Source organism: Pseudomonas sp. OG7, assembly GCF_014192825.1.
GTDB classification, from domain to species: domain Bacteria; phylum Pseudomonadota; class Gammaproteobacteria; order Pseudomonadales; family Pseudomonadaceae; genus Aquipseudomonas; species Aquipseudomonas monteilii.
On record NZ_JACHYK010000013.1, the window covers coordinates 131,242 to 147,453 of the forward strand.

Sequence of the window (16,212 nt, forward strand, 5' to 3'; positions counted from 1 at the left end):
GGGGCTTTTTCTTGAGTGTGTGGATAACTTACATCTGCGACTGCAGGTAGTTCTCCAGGCCAATGGCCTTGATCAGGCCCTGCTGCTTCTCTAGCCAGTAGGTGTGATCTTCTTCGGTATCCGCCAGCTGCGCACGCAGGATGTCACGGCTGATGTAGTCCTTGTGCAGCTCGCACAGCTCGATCCCTTTGCACAGCGCACCGCGCACCTTGTACTCAAGCTTGAGGTCGGCCTCGATCATTTCCGGCACGGTGCTGCCGACTTCCAGGTCGTCTGCACGCATGTCAGGGGTACCTTCGAGCATCAGGATGCGACGCATCAGGGCATCCGCGTGCTGCGTCTCTTCTTCCATCTCGTGGTTGATACGCTCGTAGAGCTTGGTCAGTCCCCAGTCTTCGTACATGCGCGAATGAATGAAGTACTGGTCGCGTGCCGCCAATTCGCCCTTCAGCAACGTGACAAGGTAGTTGATTACGTCCGGGTGGCCTTGCATCGCCCTGCTTCTCCATATGAAAACGTCTATGGCACATAGTGTGAACCAGCTTTTGCCTGCGGTCACTGAAAAACGCGCAATAAGAAGCAAAAAATCGGTTAAACAGTAGTGATATTCATTGAAAAACCGCCCAAATGAGGGCGGTTCTTCTTATCACTTCGACTTAGGCGAGATTGATGCCCAGGGCCTTGGCGATGCCTTCTCCGTAGGCTGGGTCGGCCTTGAAGAAGTACTGCAACTGCCGTTGGATGACGTCTTCGCTGACACCCGCCATGGTTCCAGCGATGTTGCTGATCAGCAGGGCCTTCTGCTCATCACTCATCAGGCGGAACAGCGCGCCGGCGTGGCTGTAGTAGTCAGCGTCCTCGCGGTGATCGTAACGGTCGGCCGAACCATTCAGGGCCAATGCGGGCTCTGCGTGACGTGGCGACTGCTTCGGTGCCGCGGCGTAGCTGTTGGGTTCGTAGTTCGGCGCACTGCCATAGCTGCCAGTGGCCATGGAGCCGTCGCGCTGGTAGCTGTTGACCGGGCAGCGTGGCGCATTCACCGGCAACTGTTGGTGGTTGGTACCCACACGGTAGCGGTGTGCGTCCGCGTAGGCGAATACGCGACCCTGGAGCATGCGGTCTGGCGACAGGCCGACCCCCGGCACCATGTTGCTTGGCCCGAAGGCAGCCTGCTCGACTTCGGCGAAGTAGTTGAGCGGGTTACGGTTAAGCTCAAGCACGCCCACTTCGATCAACGGGTAGTCCTTTTGTGACCAGGTTTTGGTCACGTCGAACGGGTTCTCGTCGCGGCTCGCGGCCTCGGCTTCGCTCATCACCTGGATGCAGACAGTCCAGCGTGGGTAATCACCTCGCTCAATGGCTTCGAACAGGTCGCGCTGGGCGTAGTCCGGGTCAGTACCTGCCAAACGTGCGGCATCTGCCGGAGCAAGGTTCTTGATGCCCTGCTGGGTCTTGAAGTGCCATTTGACCCAAGTGCGCTCACCCTGGGCATTGATCAGGCTGTAGGTGTGGCTGCCAAAGCCGTGCATGTGGCGGTAGCCGTCCGGAATGCCACGATCAGAGAACAGGATGGTGACTTGGTGCAGCGCCTCGGGCGAGTGCGACCAGAAATCCCACATCATCTGGGCGTTTTTCAGGTTGGACTGCGGGTGCCGTTTCTGGGTGTGGATAAAGTCCGGGAACTTGAGCGGATCACGAATGAAGAACACTGGCGTGTTGTTACCCACGATGTCCCAGTTACCTTCCTCGGTGTAGAACTTAACGGCAAATCCGCGAGGGTCTCGCTCTGTGTCCGCAGAACCACGTTCGCCACCCACGGTAGAGAAGCGCAGAAATGTCTCGGTCTGCTTGCCAACCTGCTCGAACAGTTTGGCGCTGGTGTAACCGGTGATGTCGCGGGTTACGGTAAAAGTGCCATAGGCGCCCGAACCCTTCGCGTGTACCCGGCGCTCGGGGATGTTCTCACGGTTGAAATGGGCGAGCTTCTCGATCAGGTGGAAGTCGTCGAGCAGCAGCGGGCCGCGTGGGCCGGCGGAGCGGGAGTTCTGGTTGTCGGCTACAGGTGCACCGCTGGCGGTGGTGAGAATCTTGCTCATGGGCTCTCCTTATCGGTCTTGAAGCGCCGGCTAATCGGCTATGGAGAGAGTATTGACGAGCAAGGCTATAGGGACAAATTCATTAACTGACTTACATCAATAGAAATTAACAATACCATCAGCAACAAAAAACCGGGCACTAGGCCCGGTTTTTTGTAGCAGACAGAACGTCTTACTCAGCAGCTTCTACAGCACCGCCGACCGGACGATCAACCAGCTCGACGTACGCCATAGGGGCGTTGTCGCCAGCGCGGAAACCGCACTTCAGGATGCGCAGGTAGCCGCCCTGACGGGTGGCGTAACGCTTGCCCAGGTCGTTGAACAGTTTGCCAACAGCGGACTTCGAACGGGTACGGTCGAAGGCCAGACGACGGTTAGCAACGCTGTCTTCCTTGGCCAGGGTGATCAGCGGCTCGGCAACGCGGCGCAGTTCCTTGGCTTTCGGCAGGGTGGTTTTGATCAGCTCGTGCTCGATCAACGACACTGCCATGTTCTGGAACATAGCCTTGCGGTGAGAGCTGGTACGGCTCAGGTGACGTCCACTTTTACGATGACGCATGATTCATTCCTTACCAAACACTACGTTCGGTGATTACGACGATCAGGCGGTCGCCTTGTCGTCTTTCTTAAGACTTGCAGGCGGCCAGTTGTCGAGGCGCATGCCGAGAGACAGACCACGAGAGGCCAGGACGTCCTTGATTTCAGTCAGGGACTTCTTGCCCAGGTTAGGAGTCTTCAACAGCTCTACTTCGGTACGCTGAATCAGGTCGCCGATGTAGTAGATGTTCTCCGCCTTGAGGCAGTTGGCCGAACGTACAGTCAGTTCCAGGTCGTCAACCGGACGCAGCAGGATCGGATCGATCTCGTCTTCCTGCTCGACTACGACAGGCTCGCTGTCACCTTTGAGGTCGACGAACGCGGCCAACTGCTGTTGCAGGATGGTCGCAGCGCGGCGGATTGCCTCTTCAGGGTCCAGGGTGCCGTTGGTTTCCAGATCAATGACCAGTTTGTCCAGGTTGGTACGCTGCTCAACACGGGCGTTCTCGACCACATAGGCGATACGACGCACCGGGCTGAACGAAGCGTCCAACTGCAGACGGCCAATGCTACGGCTTTCGTCTTCGTCGGTTTGACGGGAGTCGGCCGGCTCGTAACCACGACCACGAGCTACAGTGAGCTTCATGTTCAGGGCGCCGTTCGACGCCAGGTTCGCGATTACGTGATCGGGGTTGACGATCTCGACATCGTGATCCAGCTGAATATCGGCAGCGGTAACCACCCCCGAACCCTTTTTCGACAAGGTCAGCGTAACTTCGTCACGACCGTGCAGTTTGATAGCCAGGCCTTTCAGGTTCAACAGGATTTCAATGACGTCTTCCTGAACACCTTCGATCGCGGAGTACTCGTGGAGTACGCCATCGATCTCGGCCTCGACTACTGCACAGCCAGGCATGGAGGACAACAGGATGCGGCGCAGCGCGTTGCCCAGGGTATGGCCGAAACCACGCTCGAGAGGCTCGAGCGTGATCTTGGCGCGGGTCGGACTGACTACCTGCACATCAATGTGGCGGGGAGTCAGGAACTCATTTACCGAAATCTGCATGGATGCACCTATTTTCTAGCCCTTACTTGGAGTAGAGCTCGACAATCAGGTTCTCGTTGATGTCGGCAGACAGGTCGCTGCGAGCAGGAACGTTCTTGAAAACGCCCGACTTTTTAGCAGCATCCACGTCAACCCACTCAACGCGGCCACGCTGGGCGCACAGTTCAAGGGCTTGAACAATGCGCAGCTGGCTCAGCGATTTCTCGCGAACCGCGACCACGTCACCCGGACGAACTTGGTAGGATGGAATGTTTACAGTCTTACCGTTGACGCTGATCGCTTTGTGCGAAACCAGCTGACGCGACTCGGAACGAGTCGAGCCGAAGCCCATACGGTAAACGACGTTATCCAGACGGCACTCGAGCAGTTGCAGCAGGTTCTCACCGGTTGCGCCTTTTTTCGAGGCAGCAGCTTGGTAGTAACCGCGGAACTGACGCTCCAGAACACCGTAGATACGACGGACTTTTTGTTTCTCACGCAGCTGGGTGCCGTAGTCAGACTGACGGCCACGGCGCTGGCCGTGGATACCTGGGGCTGCTTCGATGTTGCACTTCGATTCCAGAGCGCGAACGCCGCTCTTCAGGAACAGGTCAGTGCCTTCACGACGAGACAGTTTGCATTTTGGACCAATGTAACGTGCCATTCTTCTGTCTCCTGATTACACGCGACGCTTCTTCGGCGGACGGCACCCGTTGTGCGGGATTGGCGTCACGTCGGTGATGCTGGCGATCTTGTAGCCGCAGCTGTTCAATGCACGAACGGCGGACTCACGACCTGGACCTGGACCCTTGACGTTAACGTCGAGGTTCTTCAGACCGTATTCCAGCGCAGCTTGACCAGCACGCTCAGCAGCGATCTGAGCTGCGAACGGGGTGGATTTGCGCGAACCACGGAAACCCGAACCACCGGAGGTCGCCCAGGACAAAGCATTGCCCTGACGGTCGGTGATGGTCACGATGGTGTTGTTGAAAGAGGCATGGATGTGGGCGATGCCATCAACCACTGTCTTTTTGACTTTCTTACGAGGACGAGCAGCAGGTTTTGCCATGTCTATATTCCTGGGCGATTACTTGCGGATCGGCTTACGCGGGCCCTTACGGGTGCGTGCGTTGGTCTTGGTGCGCTGACCGCGAACCGGCAGACCTTTACGATGACGCAGGCCGCGGTAGCAACCCAGGTCCATCAAGCGCTTGATCTTCATGTTGATGTCACGACGCAGGTCACCTTCGGTGGTGAACTTCGCGACTTCGCCACGCAGGGTTTCGATTTGCTCGTCGCTCAGATCCTTGATCTTAGCGGCTGGGTTTACACCAGCGTCTGCACAGATCTTCTGTGCAGTTGTGCGACCGACACCATAGATGTAGGTCAGCGAGATAACAGTATGCTTGTTATCTGGAATGTTGACGCCTGCAATACGGGCCATTCAGTGGGACTCCAATTGACAGCTACCTACGCCCCGGAAGCCAAGAAATAGGGCGCGAGATAATATCGCTGTAGAAACGAATAATCAACCCAGCAGCACACTAGCTGCTGGGTTTGAAGCGCAGATCACACTCAGCCTTGGCGCTGTTTGTGACGCGGTTCCGCGCTGCAGATCACTCGTACGACGCCTTCGCGACGGATGATCTTGCAGTTACGGCACAGCTTTTTCACCGATGCACGAACTTTCATTACCGACTCCTCGAACCTTAGGGGCGTATCAGCGCAGCAGACCGCTGCCACCGTAGCCTTTCAGGTTGGCTTTCTTCATCAGGGATTCGTACTGGTGCGAAACGAGGTGCGATTGTACTTGGGACATGAAGTCCATCACAACCACTACCACAATCAGCAACGAGGTCCCGCCAAGGTAGAACGGCACATTTGCTGCCACCACCAGGAACTGGGGCAGAAGGCAGACGGCCATCATGTAAAGAGCACCGAACATGGTCAGACGAGTCAGAACGCCATCAATGTAGCGTGCCGACTGCTCACCAGGACGGATACCCGGAATAAAGGCACCGGACTTCTTCAGGTTTTCCGCTACGTCTTTCGGGTTGAACATCAACGCTGTGTAGAAGAAGCAGAAGAAAATGATCCCTGCACTAAACAGCAGAATGTTCAACGGCTGACCAGGAGCGATCGACTGCGAGATGTCCTGCAGCCAGCCCATACCTTCGGACTGACCGAACCAGGCACCCAGCGAAGCCGGGAACAGCAAAATGCTGCTCGCGAAAATGGCCGGTATAACCCCCGCCATGTTCACTTTCAACGGCAAGTGGCTGGTCTGCGCAGCGAAGACCTTGCGGCCCTGCTGACGCTTGGCGTAGTGAACGGCGATACGACGCTGACCACGCTCAATGAACACCACGAAACCGATAATCGCTACTGCCAGCAAACCGATAGCGACCAGGGCGAAAATGTTGATATCGCCTGTGCGTGCAGACTCGAAAGACTGCCCGATTGCTCTCGGAAGACCGGCAACGATACCTGCGAAGATCAACATCGAGATACCGTTGCCCACACCGCGCTCGGTGATCTGCTCGCCCAGCCACATCATGAACATCGCGCCCGCCACGAAGGTGGAGACGGCAACGACATGGAAGCCCAGGCCTACAGAAAACGCCACGCCCTGGTTGGCCAGGCCAATGGACATGCCAATGGCTTGAACCAGTGCCAGGATAACGGTGCCGTAGCGGGTGTACTGGCTGATCTTGCGACGGCCAGCTTCACCTTCCTTCTTCAACTGCTCCAGTTGCGGGCTGACCGCCGTCATCAGCTGCATGATGATCGATGCCGAGATGTACGGCATGATCCCCAGTGCAAAGATGCTCATGCGCTCAAGCGCGCCACCGGAAAACATGTTGAACAAGCTAAGAATGGTCCCCTCATTCTGCCGAAACAGATCCGCCAGACGGTCCGGATTGATGCCGGGAACCGGGATATGCGCACCTATCCGATAGACGATGATCGCCATGAACAGAAAGCGCAGACGAGCCCAGAGTTCCGACATCCCGCCCTTACCGAGCGAAGAGAGAGCACCTTGCTTAGCCATTTATTCCTCGAATTTGCCGCCAGCTGCTTCGATAGCCGCACGCGCACCCTTGGTGGCTGCGATGCCCTTGATGGTGACTGCGCGAGTAACTTCGCCAGACAGCATGATTTTCACACGCTGAATGTGCTGGTTGATCACGTTGGCATCCTTCAGGGATTGCACGGAGATCACGTCGCCTTCCACTTTGGCCAGCTCGGACAGACGCACTTCGGCGCGGTCCATGGCTTTCAGGGAAACGAAGCCGAACTTCGGCAGACGACGGTGCAGCGGCTGTTGACCGCCTTCGAAGCCAGGAGCGATCGAACCACCCGAACGGGAAGTCTGACCTTTGTGGCCACGGCCGCCGGTCTTACCCAGACCGCTACCGATACCACGACCTGGACGATGCTTCTCGCGACGGGAACCCGGCGCTGGACTCAGATCATTGAGTTTCATCGATTAACCCTCGACCTTCAGCATGTAGTAAGCCTTGTTGATCATCCCGCGGTTCTCGGGAGTATCCTGGACTTCTACAGTGTGACCGATGCGACGCAGACCCAGGCCTTTAACGCACAGCTTGTGGTTAGGCAGACGGCCCGAGACGCTCTTGATCAGCGTTACTTTTACGGTTGCCATGATCAGAAGATCTCCTCGACGCTCTTGCCGCGCTTGGCAGCAATGGATTCAGGAGATTGCATGGCTTTCAGACCCTTGAAGGTGGCGTAAACCACGTTCACTGGGTTGGTCGAACCGTAGCACTTGGCCAGAACGTTCTGAACACCAGCAACTTCCAGGACAGCACGCATTGCGCCACCGGCGATGATACCGGTACCTTCCGAGGCAGGCTGCATGTAAACCTTCGAGGCGCCGTGGGCAGCCTTGGTGGCGTACTGCAGGGTGGTGCCCTTCAGGTCAACCTGGATCATGTTGCGGCGAGCAGCTTCCATGGCTTTCTGGATCGCGGCTGGTACTTCGCGCGATTTGCCACGGCCGAAGCCAACACGACCTTTACCATCACCTACCACGGTCAGCGCGGTGAAGGTGAAGATACGGCCGCCTTTTACGGTTTTGGCAACGCGGTTAACTTGAACCAGCTTCTCGATGTAGCCTTCGTCGCGCTTTTGATCGTTATTTGCCATAACTTAGAACTCCAGCCCGCCTTCACGAGCAGCATCAGCCAGCGCTTTGACGCGGCCGTGGTACTTGAAGCCGGAACGGTCAAAGGCAACTTGAGATACACCGGCGGCTTTCGCACGCTCAGCTACCAGCTTGCCAACCTTAGTGGCCGCGTCGATGTTGCCAGTGGCGCCATCACGCAGTTCTTTGTCCAAGGTCGAGGCGCTTGCCAGAACCTTGCTGCCGTCGGCCGAAATGACCTGGGCGTAGATGTGCTGCGAGGAGCGGAACACGCACAGGCGCACGACTTCGAGTTCGTGCATCTTGAGACGTGCTTTGCGAGCGCGACGCAGTCGGATAACTTTTTTGTCGGTCATTTGCTAGGCCCTACTTCTTCTTGGCTTCTTTACGACGGACTACTTCGTCCGCGTAACGCACACCTTTACCTTTGTAAGGCTCTGGTGGACGGAAGTCGCGGATTTCAGCGGCCACCTGACCCACCAGCTGCTTGTCGATACCCTTGATCAGGATGTCGGTCTGGCTTGGGGTTTCAGCGGTGATACCGGCTGGCAGTTCGTAGTCCACTGGATGCGAGAAGCCCAGAGCCAGGTTCAGGACGGTGCCTTTAGCCTGTGCCTTGTAACCAACACCGACCAGCTGGAGCTTACGCTCGAAGCCTTGGCTTACGCCTTGGACCATGTTGTTCACCAGAGCGCGGGTGGTACCGGCCATGGCGCGAGCTTGCTGGTCACCGTTGCGAGCGACGAAACGCAGCTCGCCAGACTCTTCGGTAACTTCAACAGACGAGTGAACGTTCAGTTCGAGAGTGCCTTTGGCACCCTTCACCGAAAGCTGCTGGCCGGCGAATTTGACTTCGACGCCTGCTGGCAGCTTAACGGGGTTCTTAGCGACGCGAGACATGCCTATCTCCCCTTAGAACACTGTGCACAGAACTTCGCCGCCGACACCGGCAGCGCGCGCAGCGCGATCAGTCATCACACCTTTGTTGGTGGAGACGATAGACACGCCCAGACCGCCACGTACTTTCGGCAGTTCTGTGACGGACTTGTACTGGCGCAGGCCAGGACGGCTGGAACGCTTCAGTTCCTCGATGACCGGACGGCCTTCGAAGTACTTGAGCTCGATCGACAGGGAAGGCTTGGCCTCACCAGTAACCTGGTAGCCAGCGATGTAACCTTCGTCTTTCAGAACTTTGGCAACCGCGACCTTCAGGGTGGAGGAAGGCATGCTTACGACGGACTTTTCAGCCATCTGGGCATTACGGATGCGAGTTAGCATGTCCGCTAACGGGTCCTGCATACTCATGGGCTAGATGCTCCTGATACAAGAATTATTAGCCTTGCGGCTATCACAACCACCCGAGCAGGCAGGGTAAAAAACCCAGGCTCAGGTGAGCCGGTCATTCTAGACACAAGGCAGAAACGAAACAAGCCCCATATAGGGGCTTGTTTGTTGGCAAGGTCACCGGCGGTCGGAAGATTGCTCCCCTTGCGCCGGGATACAGCCTGCAGCGATTACCAGGAGGCCTTGACCAGACCTGGTACGTCGCCGCGCATTGCAGCTTGACGCAGCATGTTACGGCCCAGGCCGAACTTACGGTATACACCGTGAGGACGACCGGTCAGGCGGCAACGGTTGCGCAGGCGCGAGGCGCTAGCATCACGTGGCTGCTTCTGCAGAGCGACAACGGCAGCGAAACGCTCTTCTGGAGAGGCGTTAACGTTGACGATGGTCGCTTTCAGCTCAGCACGCTTCTTAGCGAACTTGGCTACCGTGAGCTGACGCTTCAGCTCGCGGTTTTTCATGCTCTTCTTGGCCATTTTCCTACTCCAATCAGTTGCGGAACGGGAACTTGAAAGCACGCAGCAGAGCGCGGCCTTCGTCGTCCGAACGAGCAGTGGTGGTCAGGGTGATGTCCAAACCGCGCAGAGCATCGATCTTGTCGTAGTCGATTTCCGGGAAGATGATCTGCTCTTTCACGCCCATGCTGTAGTTGCCACGGCCATCGAAGGACTTGGCATTCAGGCCGCGGAAGTCGCGAACCCGAGGCAGGGAGATCGCCAGCAGGCGGTCCAGGAATTCGTACATCTTGTCGCTACGCAGGGTCACCTTGACGCCGATCGGCCAGCCTTCGCGGACTTTGAAGCCAGCGATGGATTTGCGAGCGAAAGTCACAACCGGCTTTTGACCGGTGATCTTTTCCAGGTCGGCAACAGCGTGCTCGATGACTTTCTTGTCGCCGATCGCTTCGCCCAGACCCATGTTCAGGGTGATTTTGGTAACGCGCGGAACTTCCATCACGTTCGACAGCTTAAGTTCTTCCTTAAGCTTAGGAGCGATTTCGTTCCGGTAAATCTCTTTCAGTCGTGCCATGGTCTTCTACCTAGCAGTGTTCAAGCATCAACCGCTTTTTGGGTCGACTTGAAGACACGAATTTTTTTACCGTCTTCTACTTTGAAACCAACGCGGTCAGCCTTGTTGGTTTCGCCGTTGAAGATGGCAACGTTGGAAGCGTGCAGAGGCGCTTCTTTCTCGACGATACCGCCCTGTACGCCCGCCATCGGGTTAGGCTTGGTATGACGCTTGACCAGGTTCACACCACCAACAACCAGACGGTCGTCAGCCAGAACCTTCAGCACCTTACCGCGCTTACCTTTGTCTTTGCCGGCGATCACGATGATCTCGTCGTCACGACGAATCTTTTGCATGTCGGATCTCCTTACAGCACTTCAGGGGCGAGCGAGACGATCTTCATGAACTTCTCAGTACGAAGTTCACGGGTCACTGGCCCGAAGATGCGAGTGCCGATCGGCTCTTGCTTGTTGTTCAGCAGAACAGCAGCGTTGCCGTCGAAACGAATGATGGAACCGTCAGCGCGACGAACACCGTGACGGGTGCGCACGACAACAGCAGTCATCACTTGGCCTTTTTTGACCTTACCGCGCGGAATTGCTTCCTTGACGGTAACCTTGATGATGTCACCGATGCCGGCGTAACGACGGTGCGAACCGCCGAGCACCTTGATGCACATGACGCGACGAGCGCCGCTGTTATCGGCCACATCGAGCATGGATTGAGTCTGAATCATAAAATTTCTCCGACCCCTAGCCCTTAGACTTCAACAGCGCGTTCGAGGACTTCAACCAGTGCCCAGGACTTGGTCTTGGCCAGCGGACGGGTTTCACGGATGGAAACCTTGTCGCCGATCTTGCACTGGTTGGCTTCGTCGTGCGCGTGCAGCTTAGTCGAACGCTTAACGTATTTACCGTAGATCGGGTGCTTTACGCGACGCTCGATCAGAACGGTGATGGTCTTGTCCATTTTGTCGCTGACGACACGGCCAGTCAGCGTACGGACGGTTTTTTCAGCTTCAGCCATGATCACTTACCTGCCTGCTGGTTGAGCACAGTTTTCACGCGAGCGATGTCACGCTTAACTTGCGAGAGCAGGTGCGACTGCCCCAACTGGCCAGTTGCTTTCTGCATACGCAGATTGAACTGGTCGCGCAGCAAGCCGAGCAGTTGCTCGTTCAGTTGCTGTGCCGATTTTTCACGAAGTTCATTCGCTTTCATCACATCACCGTCCGCTTAACAAAGGAGGTGGCGAGAGGCAGCTTTGCAGCAGCCAGGGCGAATGCTTCGCGCGCCAGCTCTTCAGAAACACCCTCGATCTCGTACAGGACTTTACCTGGCTGGATCTGGGCAACCCAGTACTCCACGGAACCCTTACCTTTACCCATACGAACCTCGAGAGGTTTCTTGGAGATCGGCTTGTCCGGGAACACACGGATCCAGATCTTGCCGCCACGTTTAACGTGACGGGTCAGCGCACGACGTGCGGACTCGATCTGGCGAGCGGTGAGGCGACCGCGAGCAACAGCTTTCAGGGCGAATTCGCCGAAGCTGACTTTGCTACCGCGCAGTGCCAGACCACGGTTGTGGCCGGTCATCTGCTTGCGGAATTTTGTACGCTTTGGTTGCAACATTTGGCGTACCCCTTACTTAGCAGCTTTTTTACGAGGCGCTGGTGCTTGTGGTTTCAGTTCTTCTTGGCGACCACCAATAACTTCGCCTTTGAAGATCCAAACCTTCACACCGATCACACCGTAAGTGGTGTGAGCTTCGTAGGTGTTGTAGTCGATATCGGCACGCAGGGTGTGCAGCGGCACACGACCTTCGCGATACCACTCGGTACGAGCAATCTCAGCACCGCCGAGACGACCGCTCACCTGGATCTTGATGCCCTTGGCACCAATACGCATGGCGTTCTGTACGGCGCGCTTCATGGCGCGACGGAACATTACGCGGCGTTCCAGCTGCTGAGCTACGCTCTGCGCAACCAGCATAGCGTCGAGTTCCGGCTTGCGGATCTCTTCGATGTTGATGTGCACAGGCACACCCATCTGCTTGGTCAGGTCCTGACGCAGCTTCTCGACATCTTCACCTTTCTTCCCGATAACGATACCTGGACGAGCGGTGTGGATGGTGATGCGTGCAGTTTGAGCCGGACGATGAATATCGATACGGCTTACGGACGCGCTTTTTAGTTTGTCTTGGAGGTACTCACGCGTTTTCAGATCCTTCAACAGGTAATCTGCGTAAGTAGCACCGTCTGCGTACCAGACGGAGGTGTGCTCCTTGACGATTCCCAGGCGAATGCCAGTGGGATGTACTTTCTGACCCATCTGATCGACTCCGTTACTTGTCCGCAACCTTGACAGTGATATGGCAAGACCGCTTGACGATGCGATCAGCACGGCCTTTGGCACGTGGCATGATGCGCTTCAGCGAACGCCCTTCGTTGACGAAGACGGTGGAGACCTTCAGGTCATCAACGTCTGCGCCTTCGTTGTGTTCGGCGTTGGCTACGGCCGACTCGAGGACTTTCTTCATGATTTCAGCGGCTTTTTTGCTGCTGAAGGCCAACAGGTTGAGCGCTTCGCCCACCTTCTTCCCGCGGATCTGGTCGGCGACCAAGCGGGCTTTCTGGGCGGAGATTCGAGCGCCCGACAACTTAGCGGCTACTTCCATTTCCTTACCCCTTAACGCTTGGCTTTCTTGTCAGCCACGTGCCCGCGATAGGTGCGGGTACCGGCGAACTCGCCCAGTTTGTGGCCGACCATGTCTTCGTTCACCAGAACTGGGACATGTTGACGACCGTTGTGTACCGCGATGGTCAGACCGACCATTTGTGGCAGGATCATCGAACGGCGCGACCAGGTTTTAACTGGTTTGCGATCGTTCTTCTCCACCGCCACTTCGACCTTCTTCAGCAGGTGAAGATCGATAAAAGGACCTTTTTTCAGAGAACGTGGCACTGTCGTATCCCTCTAGTTACTTGCGACGACGGACGATCATGTTGTCGGTACGCTTATTACCACGGGTTTTAGCACCCTTGGTTGGGAAGCCCCATGGCGATACCGGATGACGACCACCGGAGGTACGACCTTCACCACCACCGTGTGGGTGGTCAACCGGGTTCATGGCAACACCACGAACGGTTGGGCGAACGCCGCGCCAGCGTTTGGCACCAGCTTTACCCAGCGAACGCAGGCTGTGCTCGGAGTTCGAGACTTCGCCCAGGGTCGCACGGCACTCAGCCAGGACTTTACGCATTTCACCAGAGCGCAGACGCAGGGTCACGTAGACACCTTCGCGAGCGATCAGCTGAGCCGAAGCACCAGCGGAACGAGCGATCTGAGCACCTTTACCCGGCTTCAGTTCGATGCCGTGAATGGTGGAACCTACTGGAATGTTGCGCAGCTGCAGGGAGTTACCGGCCTTGATTGGGGCCAGGGCACCTGCGATCAGCTGGTCGCCAGCGCTCACGCCTTTAGGGGCGATGATGTAGCGACGCTCACCGTCTGCGTAGCACAGCAGGGCGATGTGAGCAGTACGGTTCGGGTCGTATTCGATACGCTCGACAGTGGCTGGGATGCCATCTTTGTCGTTGCGACGGAAATCGACCAGACGGTAATGCTGCTTATGACCACCACCAACGTGACGAGTGGTAATGCGGCCATTGTTGTTACGACCACCAGACTTCGATTTTTTCTCGATCAGCGGTGCGTGAGGAGCGCCTTTGTGCAGCTCCTTGTTGACCACCTTGACCACGAAACGGCGGCCAGGGGAAGTCGGTTTGCATTTAACGATTGCCATGATGCACCCCTTCCTTACTCAGCACTGCTGCTGAAATCGAGATCTTGGCCTGGCTGAAGGGAGACGATCGCCTTCTTCCAGTCATTACGCTTGCCCAGACCACGTGCGGTACGCTTGGTTTTACCCAGAACGTTAACAGTCGACACGTTTTCAACTTTTACGTTGAACAGGCCTTCGACAGCTTTCTTGATTTCCAGCTTGGTTGCGTCAGTAGCAACCTTGAATACGAACTGGCCTTTTTTCTCAGCCAGAACGGTAGCCTTCTCGGAAACGTGCGGGCCAAGGAGGACTTTGAATACGCGTTCCTGGTTCATCCCAGCAGCTCCTCGAATTTCTTCACGGCCGAGACAGTGATCAACACTTTCTCGTATGCGATCAGACTGACCGGGTCGGAACCTTGAACGTCACGTACGTCGACGTGCGGCAGGTTGCGAGCAGCCAGGTACAGGTTCTGATCAACAGCGTCGGAAACGATCAATACATCGCTCAGACCCATGCCGTTCAGCTTGTTCAGCAGATCTTTGGTTTTCGGTGCTTCGACAGCGAAGTCCTGAACCACGACCAGACGGTCGCTACGCACTAGCTCAGCGAGGATGGAGCGCAGGGCTGCGCGGTACATCTTCTTGTTGAGCTTCTGCGAGTGATCTTGAGGGCGAGCTGCGAAGGTTACACCACCGCCACGCCAGATCGGACCACGAGTGGTACCAGCACGAGCACGGCCAGTACCCTTCTGACGCCATGGGCGCTTACCGCCACCAGCTACGTCGGAACGGGTCTTTTGCTGCTTGGTGCCCTGACGGCCGCCGGCCATGTAGGCCACGACTGCTTGGTGTACCAGCGTCTCGTTGAATTCGCCACCGAAAGTCAGTTCGGAAACTTCGATCGCCTGAGCGTCATTTACATTGAGTTGCATGTCAGTTTCCCCTTAACCGCGAGCCTTGACAGCTGGACGTACAACCACGTCGCCGCCAGTAGCGCCAGGAACGGCACCCTTGACCAGCAGCAGGTTGCGTTCAGCGTCTACGCGAACTACTTCCAGGGACTGAACAGTCACGCGCTCGGCGCCCATGTGACCGGACATTTTCTTGCCCTTGAACACACGACCAGGAGTCTGGCACTGGCCGATGGAACCAGGAACACGGTGCGACACGGAGTTACCGTGGGTGTTGTCCTGACCACGGAAGTTCCAGCGCTTGATGGTACCGGCGAAGCCTTTACCTTTGGACTGACCAGTAACGTCTACCAGCTGGCCTGCAGTGAAGAGTTCAGCTTTGATCAGATCGCCAGCCTGGAAATCGCCTTCTTCAAGACGGAACTCCCAGACACCGCGACCAGCGGCAACGTTAGCCTTGGCGAAGTGACCTGCCTGAGCGGCAGTCACACGCGAAGCACGACGCTCGCCGACAGTGACTTGCACTGCACGGTAGCCATCGGTTTCTTCAGTTTTGAACTGGGTGACACGATTCGGCTCGATCTCAATGACCGTGACCGGAATGGAGACACCTTCTTCGGTGAAAATGCGGGTCATACCGCACTTGCGACCGATTACACCAATAGTCATGTTGTAAACCTCATGAGTGTACGGGGCTTTCACCCGCTATGGCCGCCCATTTCAGAGCGTTACACGACTAGACCGAAGTCTTAGCCGAGGCTGATCTGTACTTCCACACCTGCCGCCAGATCAAGCTTCATCAGCGCGTCAACGGTTTTATCCGTTGGCTGGACGATGTCCAGAACACGCTTATGAGTGCGAATCTCGTACTGGTCACGCGCGTCTTTGTTGACGTGCGGGGAGACCAGAACGGTGAAACGCTCTTTGCGGGTAGGCAGTGGAATTGGACCACGCACTTGTGCACCAGTACGTTTCGCGGTTTCCACGATTTCCTGGGTGGATTGGTCGATCAGGCGATGGTCGAAAGCCTTCAACCTGATACGGATTTGCTGATTTTGCATTGGATTTCAGACTCCAGGCTGTTCCCAACGGACGCACTACGCCCGCTAAAAGGAGGCGTGATTCTATAGACGCCCCAATTTAGTGTCAACCCAATAAAAAAAACCCCCGCTGAGCGGGGGTTTTTTCAATCGGTCGAGTGATTACTCGATGATTTTGGCCACGACGCCGGCGCCGACGGTACGACCGCCTTCACGGATAGCGAAGCGCAGACCGTCTTCCATTGCGATGGTCTTGATCAGGGTAACAGTCATCTG

General features: G+C 56.5%; 30 protein-coding genes and 1 pseudogene. All 31 read right to left on the reverse strand.

Translation table 11 applies throughout. The features are described from left to right. Positions 1-28 precede the first annotated feature (28 nt). A complete protein-coding gene (bfr, locus tag FHW75_RS26160) occupies positions 29-493 on the reverse strand; it encodes a bacterioferritin (protein WP_016715322.1) in 465 nt (154 codons plus the stop codon). A 163-nt stretch (positions 494-656) separates the two neighbouring features. Further along, entirely contained in the window at positions 657-2,096 is a 1,440-nt protein-coding gene (locus FHW75_RS26165; RefSeq protein ID WP_019097629.1) for a catalase, read from the reverse strand. A 172-nt stretch (positions 2,097-2,268) separates the two neighbouring features. Beyond that, the gene (rplQ, locus tag FHW75_RS26170) at positions 2,269-2,655 is read right to left on the reverse strand and encodes a 50S ribosomal protein L17 (RefSeq protein ID WP_003255451.1); all 387 of its coding nucleotides are present in this window, start codon (positions 2,653-2,655) and stop codon (positions 2,269-2,271) included. 42 nt (positions 2,656-2,697) lie between these two features. Next, positions 2,698-3,699, reverse strand: a complete 1,002-nt coding sequence (locus tag FHW75_RS26175; RefSeq protein ID WP_003255452.1) for a DNA-directed RNA polymerase subunit alpha — start codon at positions 3,697-3,699, stop codon at positions 2,698-2,700. Between the two features lie 22 nt (positions 3,700-3,721). Then, positions 3,722-4,342 carry a 30S ribosomal protein S4 gene (rpsD, locus tag FHW75_RS26180; protein ID WP_009681977.1) on the reverse strand — a complete coding sequence of 207 codons (621 nt, stop codon included), beginning with the start codon at positions 4,340-4,342 and terminating at the stop codon, positions 3,722-3,724. Positions 4,343-4,357: 15 nt separating this feature from the next. Further along, positions 4,358-4,747: a 30S ribosomal protein S11 gene (gene rpsK / locus FHW75_RS26185; protein ID WP_003255454.1), complete on the reverse strand. Its 390-nt coding sequence runs from the start codon at positions 4,745-4,747 to the stop codon at positions 4,358-4,360. Positions 4,748-4,765: 18 nt separating this feature from the next. Further along, entirely contained in the window at positions 4,766-5,122 is a 357-nt protein-coding gene (gene rpsM / locus FHW75_RS26190; protein WP_003255457.1) for a 30S ribosomal protein S13, read from the reverse strand. 131 nt (positions 5,123-5,253) lie between these two features. Further along, the gene (gene rpmJ, locus FHW75_RS26195; protein WP_002555468.1) at positions 5,254-5,370 is read right to left on the reverse strand and encodes a 50S ribosomal protein L36; all 117 of its coding nucleotides are present in this window, start codon (positions 5,368-5,370) and stop codon (positions 5,254-5,256) included. Between the two features lie 28 nt (positions 5,371-5,398). After that, entirely contained in the window at positions 5,399-6,730 is a 1,332-nt protein-coding gene (secY, locus tag FHW75_RS26200) for a preprotein translocase subunit SecY (RefSeq protein ID WP_003257108.1), read from the reverse strand. Further along, entirely contained in the window at positions 6,731-7,165 is a 435-nt protein-coding gene (gene rplO / locus FHW75_RS26205; RefSeq protein ID WP_003255461.1) for a 50S ribosomal protein L15, read from the reverse strand. A 3-nt stretch (positions 7,166-7,168) separates the two neighbouring features. Then, entirely contained in the window at positions 7,169-7,345 is a 177-nt protein-coding gene (rpmD, locus tag FHW75_RS26210; protein WP_003255463.1) for a 50S ribosomal protein L30, read from the reverse strand. Positions 7,346-7,347: 2 nt separating this feature from the next. Further along, a complete protein-coding gene (rpsE, locus tag FHW75_RS26215) occupies positions 7,348-7,848 on the reverse strand; it encodes a 30S ribosomal protein S5 (RefSeq protein WP_003255465.1) in 501 nt (166 codons plus the stop codon). 3 nt (positions 7,849-7,851) lie between these two features. After that, positions 7,852-8,202: a 50S ribosomal protein L18 gene (gene rplR / locus FHW75_RS26220; RefSeq protein WP_009681973.1), complete on the reverse strand. Its 351-nt coding sequence runs from the start codon at positions 8,200-8,202 to the stop codon at positions 7,852-7,854. A 10-nt stretch (positions 8,203-8,212) separates the two neighbouring features. Beyond that, positions 8,213-8,746 carry a 50S ribosomal protein L6 gene (rplF, locus tag FHW75_RS26225; protein ID WP_009681972.1) on the reverse strand — a complete coding sequence of 178 codons (534 nt, stop codon included), beginning with the start codon at positions 8,744-8,746 and terminating at the stop codon, positions 8,213-8,215. Between the two features lie 12 nt (positions 8,747-8,758). After that, positions 8,759-9,151, reverse strand: a complete 393-nt coding sequence (rpsH, locus tag FHW75_RS26230; RefSeq protein ID WP_019097628.1) for a 30S ribosomal protein S8 — start codon at positions 9,149-9,151, stop codon at positions 8,759-8,761. A 209-nt stretch (positions 9,152-9,360) separates the two neighbouring features. After that, a complete protein-coding gene (rpsN, locus tag FHW75_RS26235) occupies positions 9,361-9,666 on the reverse strand; it encodes a 30S ribosomal protein S14 (RefSeq protein WP_009681970.1) in 306 nt (101 codons plus the stop codon). Between the two features lie 13 nt (positions 9,667-9,679). Next, positions 9,680-10,219, reverse strand: coding sequence for a 50S ribosomal protein L5 (rplE, locus tag FHW75_RS26240; RefSeq protein WP_003255474.1), 540 nt, complete (start codon positions 10,217-10,219; stop codon positions 9,680-9,682). Positions 10,220-10,239: 20 nt separating this feature from the next. Beyond that, positions 10,240-10,554 carry a 50S ribosomal protein L24 gene (rplX, locus tag FHW75_RS26245; protein ID WP_016715319.1) on the reverse strand — a complete coding sequence of 105 codons (315 nt, stop codon included), beginning with the start codon at positions 10,552-10,554 and terminating at the stop codon, positions 10,240-10,242. 11 nt (positions 10,555-10,565) lie between these two features. Continuing rightward, complete coding sequence (rplN, locus tag FHW75_RS26250; protein WP_002555479.1) at positions 10,566-10,934, reverse strand: 50S ribosomal protein L14; 369 nt, start codon at positions 10,932-10,934, stop codon at positions 10,566-10,568. Positions 10,935-10,957: 23 nt separating this feature from the next. Beyond that, positions 10,958-11,224 (reverse strand): 30S ribosomal protein S17, encoded by a 267-nt coding sequence (rpsQ, locus tag FHW75_RS26255; RefSeq protein WP_003255478.1) that lies wholly within the window; start codon positions 11,222-11,224, stop codon positions 10,958-10,960. 2 nt (positions 11,225-11,226) lie between these two features. Beyond that, complete coding sequence (gene rpmC, locus FHW75_RS26260) at positions 11,227-11,418, reverse strand: 50S ribosomal protein L29 (RefSeq protein WP_002555481.1); 192 nt, start codon at positions 11,416-11,418, stop codon at positions 11,227-11,229. Continuing rightward, positions 11,418-11,831 carry a 50S ribosomal protein L16 gene (gene rplP / locus FHW75_RS26265; protein WP_003255479.1) on the reverse strand — a complete coding sequence of 138 codons (414 nt, stop codon included), beginning with the start codon at positions 11,829-11,831 and terminating at the stop codon, positions 11,418-11,420. Before rplP ends, rpmC begins: the two co-directional genes overlap by 1 nt. A 12-nt stretch (positions 11,832-11,843) precedes the next feature. Continuing rightward, entirely contained in the window at positions 11,844-12,530 is a 687-nt protein-coding gene (rpsC, locus tag FHW75_RS26270; protein ID WP_003255481.1) for a 30S ribosomal protein S3, read from the reverse strand. Positions 12,531-12,543: 13 nt separating this feature from the next. Beyond that, entirely contained in the window at positions 12,544-12,876 is a 333-nt protein-coding gene (gene rplV, locus FHW75_RS26275; RefSeq protein WP_003103908.1) for a 50S ribosomal protein L22, read from the reverse strand. Positions 12,877-12,887: 11 nt separating this feature from the next. After that, positions 12,888-13,163, reverse strand: a complete 276-nt coding sequence (rpsS, locus tag FHW75_RS26280) for a 30S ribosomal protein S19 (protein ID WP_003255482.1) — start codon at positions 13,161-13,163, stop codon at positions 12,888-12,890. Between the two features lie 16 nt (positions 13,164-13,179). Then, positions 13,180-14,004: a 50S ribosomal protein L2 gene (rplB, locus tag FHW75_RS26285; RefSeq protein WP_003255483.1), complete on the reverse strand. Its 825-nt coding sequence runs from the start codon at positions 14,002-14,004 to the stop codon at positions 13,180-13,182. A 14-nt stretch (positions 14,005-14,018) separates the two neighbouring features. After that, positions 14,019-14,318 carry a 50S ribosomal protein L23 gene (gene rplW / locus FHW75_RS26290; RefSeq protein WP_003255484.1) on the reverse strand — a complete coding sequence of 100 codons (300 nt, stop codon included), beginning with the start codon at positions 14,316-14,318 and terminating at the stop codon, positions 14,019-14,021. Beyond that, on the reverse strand, positions 14,315-14,917 hold the full coding sequence (rplD, locus tag FHW75_RS26295; RefSeq protein ID WP_003255485.1) for a 50S ribosomal protein L4: 603 nt from the start codon (positions 14,915-14,917) through the stop codon (positions 14,315-14,317). The genes rplW and rplD overlap by 4 nt, the downstream gene beginning before the upstream one ends. A gap of 12 nt (positions 14,918-14,929) precedes the next feature. Continuing rightward, on the reverse strand, positions 14,930-15,565 hold the full coding sequence (gene rplC / locus FHW75_RS26300) for a 50S ribosomal protein L3 (protein ID WP_003257089.1): 636 nt from the start codon (positions 15,563-15,565) through the stop codon (positions 14,930-14,932). A gap of 80 nt (positions 15,566-15,645) precedes the next feature. Further along, entirely contained in the window at positions 15,646-15,957 is a 312-nt protein-coding gene (rpsJ, locus tag FHW75_RS26305; protein ID WP_003186070.1) for a 30S ribosomal protein S10, read from the reverse strand. A gap of 141 nt (positions 15,958-16,098) precedes the next feature. Further along, positions 16,099-16,212 (reverse strand): annotated as a pseudogene (locus FHW75_RS26310) (elongation factor Tu); the annotation flags it as partial.